Genomic DNA, 14,999 nt, shown 5'->3' with positions numbered 1-14,999 from the left:
GTGAGGTGGACCATATCATAAGTAGTTCAGATGGGCAGTGTAAGTATTCATAATATTAAAGTTCGAATGAATTGGTTATGATAAAAATTAAGTCAGTGATGGGATAGAGAGAAGATTTGATGTTCCATTTGCCAATGTGAGCCCCTACTATTAGTCAAGTATCATGACTTATGTAGGGGTTACTCTATTAGCCGTTGTTTTAGCTATTTCAGCTATCGTTTTTCAATATTTCTTGAACTACAAGCTTGCTTGAGAGCAAGACAATAGAAGCACCTGGACCAGGATGAACAGAACTACCAACAAAATAGAGATTTTTCACATGACTTGACTTAAAGTGAGGTCTAAAGTAATTGGTTTGTGTTAGGGTTGGACTTAAGCCAAAAGCAGCACCGCCATAGGAGTTAAGACTATCTTTTAAATTCTGAGGGGTAAGGTGGTTTTCGTAAATAATATCTTCCTCAATATCTTCTAAACCTGAGATGTTTTTAAGGGTAGATAGGATTTTGTTTCTCATAAATTTTACTGTTTTCTCATTCCATGTTATATTTCTAAAAAGCAAATTTGGAACTCTCGCTACTATACTTATACATTCACCATCACTTGCTATCATACTATTATCTACTCTAGTAGGACAATAGATATAGAGGGAAGGATTAGTGGGTAAATGTCCTGTAAAAGCTGAGTCAATATTCTTTTTAAAGTCAACATTTAAGTAAAGATTATGAACTGAAAGCTGAGGATATTTTTTCTTTAAGCCTAAGTAAATAATAAAGGTGGAGCCAATGTCATTAAGTTAAGATGACGAAAAAAGATCTCTATACCAATCAAATGGTATAGGGATCTTTTTTTGAAAAAGTAGTTGACAAGACAAAGAAAATGTGTGGCCGCTCTCACTACTGATTGAATAAAGAGGTAGTGAGAGCGGCCCTTGTAATTAAAGGAAACTTAGTTACAAGGAGGACACATATGAAACCCAAACAAATTAAAAAGCTTTTAGTAGATGAAATCCAAAAGTTAGCTGACAATCCGCAAGATTATTGTACCAATCCAGGTAGTGACTTTTTACGCAAAAGGAAATTGCCCATGAATAAAATTTTAGCTGGAATCATTGGAATGGGAAGTAGGAGCCTTACAAACGAATTATTAGATCTATTTTGTGCATCTGCAGATACACCAACTTCTTCTGCGTTTGTTCAGCAGAGAAAAAAGATAAAGCCCGAAGCTTTTAAGAAGATATTTGACGGCTTTTCAAGTAAACTTATAGATAACTTTAATGAAGATATGCCCATACTTGCTGTTGATGGGTCTGATGTACAGATTCCTACCAATCCTGATGATTTAAATTCATTTCATTCTGGAAAAGATGGAAGAAAATCATATAATCTTCTGCATATAAATGCGTTGTATAATATAAATTATTCTATTTATCATGATGTGATAATACAAACATCTAAAGAAAAGAATGAACATAACGCTCTACAAGAAATGGTTGATCGTTCTGAAATTCCTAAAGCACTCGTGATAGCTGATAGAGGTTATGAATCTTTCAACAGCATGGCTCACATTCAAGAAAAAGGATGGTTCTTTCTTATTCGTGTCAAAGATGGAATTAATGGTATAAAGAATGGATTGGATTTACCCAAAACAGACTGTTTTGATATTGATATTTCTTTAAAACTTACAAGAAAGAAAACGAATGCAGTCAAAGAACTTTTCAAAGACAAAAATCATTATCGAAGTGTTTCTTCAGCCCAACCGTTTGATTATTTACCACTTAAAAACAAGAAATCTGAACCTGCTAAATTCTATGAATTACACTTCCGAATAGTGAGACTTCCTATTTCAGAAACTTCCTATGAAACAATAGTTACAAATCTAAATAGTGAAAAGTATCCTCCTGATGAGGTAAAAAACTGTATGCTTCTCGTTGGGGGATTGAAACATCTTTTCGAGATTTGAAATATACGATTGGAATGTTAGATTTTCATTCAAAAAAGGTGATGTGTATCCAACAAGAAATCTATGCACATATGATAATGTATAACTTTGCAGAAATGATTACATGTCACGTAGTCATTGAAAAAAACAAAGAAAGCATACATATAAAGCAAATTTCTCAGTTGCAGTGCATATGTGTAGGTTATTCTGTCATGGAAAAGCAACATCACCTGATTTAGAAGTCATAATCGCAAGAAATCTCATTCCTGTACGGCCTAATAGGCATAGGGAACGAAACTTAACTATCAAGCTTTTTCATGGCTTCCTTTATAGAGTAGCATAAATTTTTGTAAAATAATAGAAATTTTAAGACAGATGTAAATCTGTCTATTTATGCTACCTAGAAATAGGAAAAGAAGCTGAAGAAATAAATCTTCAACTTCTTTTTCTAGGGACGCGTTTCTATCACAATGTTAACTTAATGACATTAGAGAGCAATTTGCTCTCTATTTTTTTATCTATTATTTTGAGTGGGGTATAAAAGCATAAATAGATTTATTTAAACGCACAAGGATGTAAGCCTACTTTTCTATTAGAGTAAATTTGAATATATTGTTCATCTTGAAGCTGCTCAAGGCAACGATATAAAGAAGCACGACTAATAGAAAGTTCCTGGCAGAGTCTTGACTTGTTAAGTGGCATACTTGTATTAGTCTGACAGGACTCCATAATAACAAATAATAAGCGTTCTTTAGCAGATGGAAGAGCTAGCATTTCTATTTTGTTAGTGAGATATAAAAAGCTATGATTCATAGCGTCTAGAAAATTATCTAGAATAATGGGTTCAAGTGAAAAAAGCCTTTTTAAAGAATTTTTAGGTAAAAATAGGACTGTACAAGGCCTAACAGCCTTTATAGTGGCAGGAAAATATTCTGCATCCCCCCATACATAACCTATACCAAGTAGGGCATTAGCATTTAAATGTTTAAGTAATAATTCAGTACCTGTGGACAAAGTTTTATATATTTGTACCTCACCTTTTAAAAGAATACCGAGCTGCCGATTAAAATCTACTTCAGTAAAAATTGTCTCTCGAGGAAGATAGGATTTTATTGTATGAGGAACTTGGGTGAGCAAGGTTTGAATCGTGGTTTGTGATAAGTTATTAAATAGTTTTCCAAAATTATGCATAGACATCTCCTAAATTATGATAAGCTGTCTCAAATGAGACATATTATTATTTATAAAATAATATATTATAAGTAGGTAAAAAAATCAATAAGAGAGTAATTATTCATAAAGAATAATGGATGTTTAATAATTAGAAATAATAAAAGTAGTTAATTGAAGGAAGGACTAAATGTAGATGCGAAAAATAGCTATTTATGGAAAAGGTGGTATTGGTAAATCAACTACTACTTCAAATCTGACAGCAGCACTTATAGAAAAAGGGTATAAGGTCATGCAAATTGGTTGTGACCCAAAAGCGGATTCAACAACAAACTTATTAAGTGGAGAAAGTCTTATTACTGTCTTAGATGCTATTAAGGAAAAAGGCGGAGATGTTGAATTAGAAGATATCGTTAAAATTGGATATAAAGGTGCACTTTGTGTGGAAGCAGGGGGCCCAACACCAGGTATTGGATGTGCTGGACGTGGTATCATTACAGCATTTGAAAAGTTAGAAGAATTAGATGCCTATAACATTTATAAGCCAGATATTATTATCTATGATGTTCTGGGAGACGTAGTATGCGGTGGCTTTGCAATGCCAATTCGTGGAGGCTATGCTAACGATGTGTTTATTGTTTCATCAGGGGAAATGATGGCACTTTATGCAGCCTCTAATATTTCGAGTGCGATTAAAAACTTTGGAACAAGAGGTTATGCAAAATTAGGTGGGATTATTCTTAACTCAAGAAATGTAGAGGATGAAGAAAACATTGTTAATAAAGCAGCCGAAGAAATTGGCACAAAAGTAGTTAAGAAAATACCTAGAGACGGACATGTACAATTAGCAGAGCAGCAAGGTAAAACAGTGGTAGAAGCTTACCCCGAATCTGAAATGGCAAAACACTACTTAGAACTCGCAGAACTTATACTGGAGGGAACACGCGATGAAGAGGAATAATCCATTTACAAGCACAGTACATTATTGCTCACCAGCACATGGTGGATGGGGTGTTGTAAGAGTAGGTATGTTAGTACCAGAAAGCTATCAACTTTTTGTATGCCCATCTGCATGTGGTAGACATGGTGCGTTAGGTGCCATTGAACATGGGAATAAAGAGCGCCTATCTTATTTATATATAGATCAAGCAGATATTGTTTCAGGAAGCTATGAAGATCTTATTATCCAAGGGGTAGAGGCTTTATTAGAAGCGTTAGAAGAACAACCTAAGGTAATTTTCATCTTCGTAAGTTGTTTAGATGATTTATTAGGAACAGACCACGTAGCCATTTTAGATGTTTTAAATAATAAGTATCCTATTAAGTTCCAAGTAGGACATATGAATCCAATTACAAATGGCTCTAAAACGCCACCACCAGTAACACTTCAACGTAAAATGTATGAGCTTGTTGAAGGAAATGGAGGAAAAGAGAACACACTTAATCTTTTAGGAAATTTCGTTGCTTTAGAAGAAAATAATGAGTTATTTGACGTACTTAAACAACTAGGTATTAAAGAAGTAAAACATATTTCAGAGCAAAAAACATTTAAAGATTTTGAACAAATGGGTGAAAGTAAATACAATCTTGTTCTAAGACCAGAAGCAAAAGTGGCAGCAGAAGATATGAAGCGCCAGCATCAAGTAGATTATCGTTTCTTACCAGTCAGTTATGAGATGGAAACAGTTGCAGCGCAATACAAAGAGATTATTGATTTTATTGATAAAGATGCTGCTATAGACCTAACGGCTATACAAGAAGAAGCTCAAGTACAAATCAAAAAAGCTAGAGAAGTTATTGGGGACTTCCCAATTATTATTGGTCACTCAGCGGTTTGCAGACCATACAATTTAGCCAAAGCACTTATCAGTTATGGTTTTAACGTACAAAAAGTATATGCTGAAGAAGTAGTAGCCTTTGAGAAAGAGTCATTTGAATGGCTTAAGGTAAATGCACCGGGGGTAGAGATTATTTCAGCAACCAATCATAATCGTATTAGTAGAGTTGAAGAAGAACAGGACTGTATCGCGATTGGTTACAATGCGGCATATATTGATAAAGCGAAACATGTAGTAGATTTAATTCAAGATGAGTATATGTTTGGATATAGCGGTATTATGAAGCTTATGGAAAAGATGACAAAATGTTATCTTGAGCCAATGGCACTTAAAGAAATGATTGAAAAATATGGACTGGTGGTGTAGCATGAGAAAATTATGTATTAAATTACCTCCTTTTGCACCTGATTATTCTGGAGTTTGTTCAGCGCTTTATGAGCTTGGTGGTATGAGCGTTATTCATGATGCATCTGGATGTACAGGGAATTATACAGGGTTTGATGAACCAAGATGGTATGATAATCAAAAATTAGTATTCTGCTCAGGACTTAGAGAGTTAGATGCTGTTTTAGGAGATGACGAAAAACTTATTAATAAAGTAAGAATGGCAGCAGAAGATTTAAAGCCAGAATTTATTACCGTATTAGGAAGCCCTGTACCAATGATTATTGGATCAGACTTTACAGGTATTGCAAAAGAAATAGAGAATATGACAAAGGTGCCAAGTTTAGGTTTTGATACAACAGGGCTTAATTACTATGATATAGGTATTTCGCAAGCTTATTTAGAACTTGCAAAACGATTTGTAAAAGCTTGCGATGTAAAAGAGGAAAAAACAGTTAATATTTTAGGGGCAACACCTTTAGATTTTTCTATAAATGAAAATATCACAGACTTAATGGCACTATTAGAGAAACATGGCTATAAAGTCAATGCAAGTTGGAGTATGCATACAAGCTTTGAAGCCATCCAACAAACAACTAAAGCACAAATCAATATTGTTATTTCAGTAGCTGGTTTAGAGCTTGCAAGATATTTAGAAAAACACTATCAAATGCCATATATTGTAGGTGTACCAGTAGGTGAGTCTGGTGAACGTAGATTAATAGAAGCATTAAAAGTCGGACAAAAAGATGTAGCAGAAGTTACAGATGAAGCTACTTCAGAGACACAAAAACGTGTGCTTATTACTGGAGAGCAGATTTTATCAAATAGCATTAGAGATTATTTAAAAGATGAATATCAAATAGAAAATGTAGAGGTAGCAACATTCTTTAAATTAGATAAGCAGCTTGCATGCCAAGGAGATATTCATATTGAAAGTGAATTACAACTTATAAAATTATTAAAAGCAGATACTTATGACGTTATTATTGGTGATCCATTATTTAAACAGCTTATACCAAGTTATAGTAAAGCAGAATTTATTGAGTTACCTCACGTAGCAGTATCTAGTAGATTATATTGGCATAATAGCCCAAGAATTATGGGTGAATATATGGACCAAGTAATGAAAAGTAGTCCTTTAGCCAAGTCACTTAAGAAAGATACTTAGAATGAGTAACTAAACATAATCCATATAGAGATGAGGAGAGTATATGCACTTATTAAAGAAATTAGGAACAGCAGTATTAGCAACGGGAATGGTTTTTAGTGTAGTAGGATGTGGGACAGCAGCTTCTTCAGCCGAGCAACAACCATCAGTAGAAGCAGGAACAAATGCAGGTGAAGAAGTGGCAACAAATGAAGGGACTAGAACAATCATTGACCAAGTAGGAAATGAAGTTGTATTACCTGAAAAAATTGAGAGAGTGGTTATTACTTCTTTATGGCCATTACCATCTGTTTATACACTTTTCCAAGGTTCAGCAGAGGGATTAGTTGGTATGCACCCAGCAGCTAAAGCAGCAGCAGAAGGGTCAATGCTTGGTAAAGTAGCAGACTTATCTGGTGTAGAGACAAGATTTATTCAAGATGGACAAATTAATGCAGAAGAATTAATGAAATTAGATCCAGACGTTGTATTTTACTTAGGAACCAATACAGAGGAATATGAAATTTTAAAGAAAGCAGGTATCCCAGCAGTTGGATTTATAGCAAATCCTACGGGGGATGGCAATGCTATTGAAGCAGTTTCTTCTTGGATGGAACAATTAGGTGTTATTTTCCAAAAAGAAGACCGTGCAGAAGAAATCAAAGAAATGGGATACCAAGTACTTGAAGAAGTTCAGGCAAAAGTTGAAGATATTACAGAAGAAGAGAAAGAACGCGTACTTATTCTCTATCGTTATAGTGATGAAGAATTAACTGTTGCAGGAGATGGACACTTTGGAGATTTCTGGATTGAAGCGACAGGTGGTATTAACGCTGCAGATGAAATTAAAGGAACAGCAGCTGTTAATATGGAACAAATTTATACATGGAATCCAGATAAAATCTTTATCACGAACTTCTCAAGTAGAATGCCAGAAGATTTAATGGATAATACAATTGATAATGCAGACTGGGGAAGCGTAAAAGCTGTACAAGATGGAGAAGTTTACAAAATTCCATTAGGCATGTATAGATGGTATCCACCTTCATCAGATACACCACTTATGTTAGAATGGTTTGCAAAACAAATGTATCCAGAGAAATTTGAAGATGTGGATATGAATACAGAAGTAAAAGAATATTATAGTGAATTCTATGGTATTGAATTAACAGATGAAGATGTAACTACAATCTTTAATCCAAGTCGTGAAGCTGCTAATGGAGTATAAGAAATGGTAGAAAAACTAAAATTACATTCTAAGTTCAAGATCGTATTATTAGTGCTTTTACCCATCGTAATTGGATTTTTGGCTTTATGTTTAGGACGATATATGATTAGTCCAAAAGAAGTTATGGATGTATTATTGCAACAAATTTTTGGTATGAATCAAGAGATTCCAGATATTCACTTATCAGTTGTTTGGAATGTACGTTTGCCTAGGATTTTATTAGCGCTTCTGGTAGGAATGGGACTTGCTGTATCTGGAGCTGCTTTTCAAGGTTTATTTAGTAATCCATTAGCTACACCTGACACATTAGGTGTAGCTGCTGGGGCTTCTTTTGGGGCAGCACTAGGTATTTTGTTATTTGAAAACATTGTAATGGTACAAGCTCTATCAGTTGTCTTTGGCATTGCGGCAGTAGCACTAACTTATTCAATTAGTAAAATAAAAGGGAAATCAACTATTTTAATGGTAGTACTTGGGGGAATGGTTACTTCAGCATTCTTCCAGGCTTTAATATCACTGATTAAATATGTAGCAGATCCAGAAACAAAGCTACCAGCCATTACTTATTGTTTAATGGGAAGTATGGCAAGTGTATCTTATAATACGCTTTTAGGTGGGGCACCATTAATTATTATTGGTTCTGCAATACTTTATTTATTACGTTGGAGACTGAATATCCTTGCACTTAGTGAAGATGAAGCACGTACAATGGGGTATAACTTACAACATATGAGATGGCTTGTGATTTTAGCATCTACAGCTATTACAGCATCTGCCGTATCTATGTGTGGGCAAATTGGTTGGATTGGACTCTTGATTCCACATATTACAAGGATGTTAGTTGGTACAAATAATCAAAGAGTGATTCCTGTAAGTATTAGTTTAGGTGCATCTTATATGGTTATTATTGATACGGTGGCAAGGAGTGCAAGTACAGCAGAAATTCCACTTTCTATTTTAACAGCACTTATTGGTGCACCGTTCTTCGGTTATCTACTTAGAAAAACAGGAGGTGGCTGGGCATGATCTTTGAGGTAAAAGATGGCGCATATGGATTCGGAGAGGAAATCTTTTTTGAAAATCTTAATTTTACAATTGGTGATGGTGAGACATTAGCTATTTTAGGACCTAATGGCATTGGAAAAACTACATTACTTAAATGCATGATGGGCCTTAAACCATGGAGAAAGTAGAATCGATGGAAAGTCTATAAAACAACTTTCTGAAAAGGAAGTTTGGACGAATATTGGATATGTAGCACAAGCTAAAAATGTTACCTTTACCTATACTGCTAGAGAAATGGTTTTATTAGGGCGTTCTGCTCATTTGGGAATCTTTTCTCAACCTAGTAAGGAAGATATTGAAATAGCAGATGAGGCTATGGAAATGGTGGGTATCACACATTTGGCTAATAAAAATTGTCATCAAATGAGTGGTGGACAACTCCAAATGGTCCTTATTGCAAGAGCATTAGCTTCCAAGCCTAGAATGTTAATTATGGACGAACCAGAATCCAATCTTGATTTTAAAAATCAATTAATTATCTTAGATACAATTGAAAAGTTAGCCAAGAAGCATCAAATCTCTTGTATTATTAATACACACTATCCAGCTCATGCTTTACGTGTAGCACACAAATCTTTAATTTTATCTAAGAATAAAGAATGGTTCTGGGGAGATAGTAAAAAAGTTATTAATGAAATCAATATGAAAAAAGCATTTGATGTAAAAGTAGCAATAGAATCTATTCATATTGAGGATGAGCAACATACCTATGTTGTCCCAATTAGTTTTGCAAGATAGTTTATAAAGATTGTCCCCAAAGAGTGCCTCTATTACTTGACACTCTTTGGGGATTAGTGCGTTCAGCGAAGTAGTTGATTGTTGGCTGGGTGTTGTAATTGTCCATGTATGGAAGATAATGCAGGTAATAAAACTATATTTAAGGACCTAAGGGGGTAAGGATAAAGAAATCCTATGAGAGGGATAAAGATTTTATATGTAAAAGAAAAAATAACTACTTAGGACAGCCTTGTAATATTTATAAGGCTGTTATGTTATGAAAACTCCGCCCTTTTTCTAGATGAAGTGAACCGTATCATAAGTAAGTGATAGGCTAGACTGAAAATAGAGTAGTTTTGATGTATAATGATATATGATTTTTACATTAAAAGATATATTTTTAAGGGGAGATGACAAGGTGTTACAAGTGATAGAAACAGAGTTAAAGGAAGTAAAAATTCTAGAGTATGCTTGTAAGGAAGATAATAGAGGATTGAAATTCTCGAACTACTCCGAGAAGGAATTATTAGAAAACGGAATAGATGTTCATTTTATTGAAGAGAATGTTTATTGTCCTATAAAGTCTGGAACTTTATATGGCATTCATTTTCAGAATAACCCTGTAGCACAGACTAAACTGCTCTATTGCATAGAGGGTAGGGGGATAGATTATGCTATTGATTTACGAAAAGACTCACCCCAATATTTAAAATGGATATCAGTTGAATTAAGTAAGGAAAATAGAAGGCAGATACTTATACCAAAAGGATTTGGGCATGCTTTTATTTCTTTAGAAGATAATACAAAGGTGGTAATGCGTATAGATGAATATTTTGATAACAAGTATAGTAGACAGATTGCATGGAATGATTCACAAATAGCTATTCAATATCCTGTGAAAAACCCAATATTAGCGCAACATGATATAGATGCACCTAAGCTAAGGGATAGTGATTGTAATTTATAGATATTAAAAAGTAGTTTTTTAAGTTTAGGGGCTATTTTTATTTAAATCTTGTTATATTATAAGTGTATAAAGAAATACTCAGTGGCTACCAACTACTAAGCATTCTTAAAGTGAGATGTTTATTTTATGACTATTGGATTATGAAAAGAAAGCGTTATAAAAGGCTGAATAGTTTATGAGAGTGGGGAGACACTAAATTAAATAATAAATTTATCTGAGTAAAAGGACGAGAAAGAATGATGAATAAGTTTATTGAACAAGCTAAATTATTAAAAGATGAAATAGTAAACTATAGAAGAACCATTCATAGTTATCCTGAAATAGGCGAAAAGTTGCCAAAGACAAAAGCTTTTGTAATAGAGCAATTAAGAGCTATGGGATATGAACCGGAAGAGATATGTGAAAGTGGTATAGTGGCCACAATTAAGGGGAATAAACCAGGAAAGACTTTTTTGTTAAGGGCAGATATGGATGCACTACCAGTAACTGAAGAGACAGAATGTGACTTTAAGTCAACTAATGGTTATATGCATGCTTGTGGGCATGATATGCATACGGCTATGCTCTTAGGTGCTGCCAAATTACTTAGAGAGAATCAAGAGCAAATAGAAGGAACTGTAAAATTAGTATTTCAACCAGATGAAGAAGGCTTTACTGGAGCTAAGAAAATGATAGCGGCAGGCGTCCTTGAAAATCCAAAGGTAGATGTAGCCATGGCGATGCACATTCACTCGGGCACACCTTCAAATGTCATATTATGTGGCTTAGGAACAAGTATAGCAGGATGTAATAGATTTAGAATTGTTGTAAAAGGAGCTGGTTGTCATGGGGCAATGCCTGAGCTAGGCGTGGATCCTATCAATATAGCTGCTCATATCTATCTATCTTTACAAGAAATTATAGCTAGAGAAGTATCAGCTACTCAATCAGCGGTTGTTACTATAGGAAAGTTTGTTGGAGGGGACGCAGCAAACATCATACCTGGCCAGGTTATTATGGAGGGTACTATTAGAAGTTTAGATAAAGAAATAGGCGAATTTATATTTAACAGAATGAATGAAATAGTAACTTCTACAGCTAAGATGTTTAGAGGCGAAGCAGAATTAATAGAACTATCTTCTGTACCACCACTAGCTAATAATAATAACTTAGCACATGAAATAACAGACTATGTAAAGGACTTAGTAGGTGAAAAGTCAGTAGTATTATTTGAGTCAGGTGGTATGGGATCAGAAGATTTTGCTTCTTATTCATATGAAGTACCAAGTGTTTATATGATGCTAGGTGCCGGTTCAAAAGCTGAAAATGATTTATTTGGTGAACCTATGCATAGTGCAAGGGTTGTATTTAATGAAGAAATATTACCTACAGGAGCTGCCATCCATGCCTATAGTGCCATCATGTGGCTAAAAAATAATAAGTAGTGAATAGAAATCAACATTAGACAAAGCAGAAGAAAGTCTTTTTGCTATATTTAAAAAGAAGGGGCTGTAAAAAAACAGCCTCGAAACAAGGAGCAGGTCGCCTGTAGCGACCTGCTCCTTGTTTTTTTATAGATTTATTGTCATTATCACAAAATTAGAAGTCACTTATTAAGCCTATGGTTTTATAGGCTTTAAATGATGATATTATATCCGTTTTTTATGCAGCTATGGATGTCCGATGTTTCTTGTTATGATACTTATAGAGGTTGTATCCACAAGAAATTAACGTGAATTCTAAAATGACAGCTTTTTCACCTCGCCGAAATAATCTTTTATAAGATCTATCCCACTTAATTATCCCAAATGTCCCCTCTGATTGAATACTTCTGTTCATACACAATAAGGCACCATGAATTGATTCTAGATTATTTATTACTTCCTTATGTATTTCTGTTAATTCTCGATTAAGGCGTATTGTTCTATTTCCATGTGCTCTTTTGCAACATTCACTACGATATAGACATCCTGCACAGTCTTCACATTCATATATTTCTTCTGTTCTACCATATTGATTTTTATATATATGCCTATCACATTTATATATAAACTTTTTATTATTAGGACAGATCAGGTTTCCGTGTTCATCTCTTTTGAAATTTACTGCACGATATGGATCATAATGATATTTTTGATTCTTAGTTTCCCTCTCAAACATAGTAAATTTCATATATTTTTCCATGCCATGTTCCTCACAATAAAGATAATTGTTATAAGAACCATATCCTGCGTCAGCAACAGGATACGTTGGATAATGACCATAAGTAGCATTAAACTTTTCCATTAAGGGTTGAAAACATTCCATGTCTGAAGCATAAGGTTTTGCGTCTATTACAGCTATATATTCATCACATATGGCAGCCTGCATATTGTAAGCAGGAAGGAGTTGGTCATTTCCCATATAATCACGTTTGATTCTCATAAAAGTTGCATCGTAATCAGTTTTTGAATAACTATTTCTTCGCTCTCCACATACTTCGATGTGCTTTGCATATTTCTTGAGGCGTTCTAGATACCCCTGCATTTCCTGATACTGTTTTTGATGGATACTTTTCTTATGCCCAGCTCCGGAAACAAATTTTGAAACCTCTAGATTTATTGCCTTCTGATAACTTTCAAGCAATGCCTCAACGTAATCAATCGCATATTCATCTCTTTTTTCTAACTTCACATTAAGAAAACTAAGAATCTCTGAATTCATTGTATCGATGAGTAATGAGATCTTTTCGAACACTTTGTTTCTATTTTTGATGCAAGATTTCTTCCATACCCAGGTATAGCGATTAGCATTAGCTTCGATCTTTGTTCCATCGATGTAAGTGTGATGTAAATCCACATGCTCTTGATCAAAAATATAAGAATTGATATCAATGAAGATTTGTTCAATTGAAGTCGTTAATTCATTACGAATAAAGTTGCCGAAAGTAGCAAAAGATGGAGCTTTCATTCCGTCAAGAAGATACATATATCTGATGTCTGTACGGCAGAGTTTTTCAATATTTCTTAAAGAACTAATGCCATGCTCCATAAAAGTGAAAAGTATAATCTTAAGCATTTTATCTGAATCACATCTTGGACGACCTATTTTGCAGTCCTTCTCTACAAAATATCGTGTTAGGTCAATGTGATCCATTACTTCGCATAAAGTATATACTGGATCTGAAATATCAATTATTTTTTCGATATCCAATGGTAATTTTAGCTGTCTTGGTGTAAAATTATCATTGGTATTTTTGTTTAGTAGCATAAATAAATTATACCAAAAAAATCGCTGAAGTCTTACGACCTCAGCGATTTTTTCGTTAGGGGAGTTTTTTTACATCCCCTTTTTTATTATAATAAGACATTAAAAGCCCTATAAAAATGGAGTTAAATATGCGAAGAACAAAATCCTTATATGCTATAATGATAATAGTCTTATTATAGAAGGCAGGAGTCTTGCATCAACTGATTTTTTTTGCAAGGTACTTTTTGAAAACTTGAGTTATACTACTGTTAGAGGTGAAATTGGTGATGGAATGGTTAAGTAAGATGAATGATGCTTTGGATTACATAGAGTCAAATATAACAGGTAAAATTGATTATTGCGAAGTTGCCCGTGTTGCCTGTTGCTCTTTGACGCGATTTCAAAGAATGTTTACATTCATGACAGATTTAACAATAGGAGATTATGTGCGGTTTAGAAAAATGTCTCTTGCAGGTGAGGATATTAAAAATACTGATATAAAGGTAGTGGATTTAGCTAATAAGTACGGATATGAATCTCCAGAGGCATTTACGAGAGCTTTTCAAGCTTTTCATGGTATGCCGCCAACGATTGTCCGAAAGCTGGGAATAGCCAAAAAATATCAGCCAATCACTTTCCAAATCAAGTTTGACGGAGGTAGTATCATGACTGGTTCAAAATCATTAGTTCGTATTGAAGAATTAAATCATATGAAAGTAGTTTCCTTTCAAGTCAATTGTGACAGACCTGAAACTTTGGCATGGAATCAATTACGAGAGTGGGCTGTAAAAAATCTGAATGACTATGAAGCTAGAAGATATATAGGTTTTGCACCTAATGGACATCACCCAACAGGGGAAGAAAATGATTTTCATGAATATAATGCTCAAATGGTTTTGCATGGGGAAGAAGGACTCAATACAACTTTGCTAGGCGCAAAGGTGAGTGATGCACCTAAAGGCCTATTTCTTGTGGGTGATGTGGTGTTGAATGAATTTAATGAAGATGGAACTTTAGATATAGGTTTATCCATGAAAAAATCATCACAGACTATATATGAGTGTATGTTGGATATGGGCGGCTATGATGTGGATTTTGACGGTCGAAATTATTTAGAAGAACATCTTTTTTCGAAGGAATGGTTTTTAGCTGACAATCCCTCGAAGGTACCAGTAGAATTTAAGTTTTGGCTTCCTATAAAAAAGAAATAGATTTTTCACTTTTTTTGAGTGAGTAAATTAAGAAATATTGTGATAGAGAGCTATCTAGCTCTCTATTTTTATTGTATAGGAAAGTCCTGCTTTCCTATACAATAAAAATAGACTGCTGCAATTT

General features: G+C 34.2%; 13 protein-coding genes and 1 pseudogene. 11 read left to right on the top strand and 3 right to left on the bottom strand.

Annotation, left to right across the window (positions count from 1 at the left end; translation table 11 throughout):
• Positions 1 to 208: 208 nt before the first annotated feature.
• A complete protein-coding gene (locus QTL86_RS15890; protein WP_410495391.1) occupies positions 209 to 610 on the bottom strand; it encodes a phytoene desaturase family protein in 402 nt (133 codons plus the stop codon).
• A 356-nt stretch (positions 611 to 966) separates the two neighbouring features.
• Here QTL86_RS15890 and QTL86_RS15885 point away from each other — a divergent pair.
• A pseudogene (locus QTL86_RS15885) lies at positions 967 to 2,177 on the top strand (IS4 family transposase).
• A gap of 316 nt (positions 2,178 to 2,493) precedes the next feature.
• Here the strand turns inward: QTL86_RS15885 and QTL86_RS15880 are convergent.
• A complete protein-coding gene (locus QTL86_RS15880; protein WP_410495390.1) occupies positions 2,494 to 3,129 on the bottom strand; it encodes a Crp/Fnr family transcriptional regulator in 636 nt (211 codons plus the stop codon).
• Positions 3,130 to 3,304: 175 nt separating this feature from the next.
• Here QTL86_RS15880 and QTL86_RS15875 point away from each other — a divergent pair, with 175 nt between their 5' ends.
• The 9 genes from QTL86_RS15875 to QTL86_RS15835 all read left to right on the top strand — a co-directional run bounded on the left by QTL86_RS15875 (position 3,305) and on the right by QTL86_RS15835 (position 11,881).
• Complete coding sequence (locus QTL86_RS15875; protein ID WP_410495389.1) at positions 3,305 to 4,069, top strand: AAA family ATPase; 765 nt, start codon at positions 3,305 to 3,307, stop codon at positions 4,067 to 4,069.
• Positions 4,056 to 5,312 (top strand): nitrogenase component 1, encoded by a 1,257-nt coding sequence (locus QTL86_RS15870; protein WP_410495388.1) that lies wholly within the window; start codon positions 4,056 to 4,058, stop codon positions 5,310 to 5,312. Before QTL86_RS15875 ends, QTL86_RS15870 begins: the two co-directional genes overlap by 14 nt.
• 1 nt (position 5,313) lies before the next feature.
• Positions 5,314 to 6,501, top strand: a complete 1,188-nt coding sequence (locus QTL86_RS15865; protein ID WP_013655417.1) for a nitrogenase component 1 — start codon at positions 5,314 to 5,316, stop codon at positions 6,499 to 6,501.
• 43 nt (positions 6,502 to 6,544) lie between these two features.
• Entirely contained in the window at positions 6,545 to 7,708 is a 1,164-nt protein-coding gene (locus QTL86_RS15860) for an ABC transporter substrate-binding protein (RefSeq protein WP_410495387.1), read from the top strand.
• 3 nt (positions 7,709 to 7,711) lie between these two features.
• The gene (locus QTL86_RS15855; RefSeq protein WP_410495386.1) at positions 7,712 to 8,734 is read left to right on the top strand and encodes a FecCD family ABC transporter permease; all 1,023 of its coding nucleotides are present in this window, start codon (positions 7,712 to 7,714) and stop codon (positions 8,732 to 8,734) included.
• Positions 8,731 to 8,901, top strand: a complete 171-nt coding sequence (locus QTL86_RS15850; RefSeq protein WP_410495385.1) for an ATP-binding cassette domain-containing protein — start codon at positions 8,731 to 8,733, stop codon at positions 8,899 to 8,901. The genes QTL86_RS15855 and QTL86_RS15850 overlap by 4 nt, the downstream gene beginning before the upstream one ends.
• A 1-nt stretch (position 8,902) precedes the next feature.
• On the top strand, positions 8,903 to 9,511 hold the full coding sequence (locus QTL86_RS15845) for an ABC transporter ATP-binding protein (RefSeq protein WP_410497316.1): 609 nt from the start codon (positions 8,903 to 8,905) through the stop codon (positions 9,509 to 9,511).
• A 397-nt stretch (positions 9,512 to 9,908) separates the two neighbouring features.
• Positions 9,909 to 10,457 carry a dTDP-4-dehydrorhamnose 3,5-epimerase gene (gene rfbC / locus QTL86_RS15840; RefSeq protein WP_410495384.1) on the top strand — a complete coding sequence of 183 codons (549 nt, stop codon included), beginning with the start codon at positions 9,909 to 9,911 and terminating at the stop codon, positions 10,455 to 10,457.
• A 236-nt stretch (positions 10,458 to 10,693) separates the two neighbouring features.
• Positions 10,694 to 11,881: a M20 metallopeptidase family protein gene (locus tag QTL86_RS15835; protein WP_410495383.1), complete on the top strand. Its 1,188-nt coding sequence runs from the start codon at positions 10,694 to 10,696 to the stop codon at positions 11,879 to 11,881.
• Between the two features lie 217 nt (positions 11,882 to 12,098).
• Here QTL86_RS15835 and QTL86_RS15830 read toward each other — a convergent pair whose 3' ends face one another.
• Positions 12,099 to 13,685 (bottom strand): transposase, encoded by a 1,587-nt coding sequence (locus QTL86_RS15830; protein ID WP_410495382.1) that lies wholly within the window; start codon positions 13,683 to 13,685, stop codon positions 12,099 to 12,101.
• 266 nt (positions 13,686 to 13,951) lie between these two features.
• Here QTL86_RS15830 and QTL86_RS15825 point away from each other — a divergent pair, with 266 nt between their 5' ends.
• Positions 13,952 to 14,875, top strand: a complete 924-nt coding sequence (locus tag QTL86_RS15825) for a helix-turn-helix domain-containing protein (protein ID WP_410495381.1) — start codon at positions 13,952 to 13,954, stop codon at positions 14,873 to 14,875.
• Positions 14,876 to 14,999: the final 124 nt, after the last annotated feature.

The organism is Cellulosilyticum sp. ST5, assembly GCF_046529625.1.
In the GTDB taxonomy this organism is placed as follows: domain Bacteria; phylum Bacillota; class Clostridia; order Lachnospirales; family Cellulosilyticaceae; genus Cellulosilyticum; species Cellulosilyticum lentocellum.
This window is presented reverse-complemented; position numbering and strand designations above follow the sequence as displayed.